The organism is Citrobacter sp. wls757, assembly GCF_005280935.1.
GTDB lineage: Bacteria > Pseudomonadota > Gammaproteobacteria > Enterobacterales > Enterobacteriaceae > Citrobacter > Citrobacter portucalensis.
Genome location: NZ_SZWU01000041.1, coordinates 7,855 through 8,204, shown reverse-complemented (window position 1 = coordinate 8,204; position 350 = coordinate 7,855). Strand labels below are relative to the sequence as shown.

Below are 350 nucleotides of genomic sequence, written 5' to 3'. Positions count from 1 at the left end.
CGCCCCGCGAGGGGCGGCAACCACAGGAAGGAGAAACTCACATGACACAATCCACCGCACTGGCACTGACTGCCGACATGACCCCGCCTCACGCGTCCGAAGACAGCCCCGCGCAGTCGTACCGGGCGACGTACTCCCCGGACGACAACAAATTACGCCTTTATGCCGCGTTACGCCTCGATGATGAGACTTATCAGAAGATACACGCCGTGGGTTTTCGCTGGGCACCAAAACAGGAACTGTTTGTCGCGCCAGCCTGGACGCCAGCCCGTGAGGACGTGCTTCTGTCCCTTGCCGGAGATATTGAAGACGATGACAACACCCTGTTTGACCGGCAGGAACAACGCGCC

1 pseudogene is annotated in these 350 nt (G+C 60.0%); it reads left to right on the top strand.

Annotated features, from left to right (window positions below):
* Nucleotides 1–77 precede the first annotated feature (77 nt).
* Nucleotides 78–350: pseudogene (locus FDW94_RS24175) on the top strand (hydrolase); the annotation flags it as partial.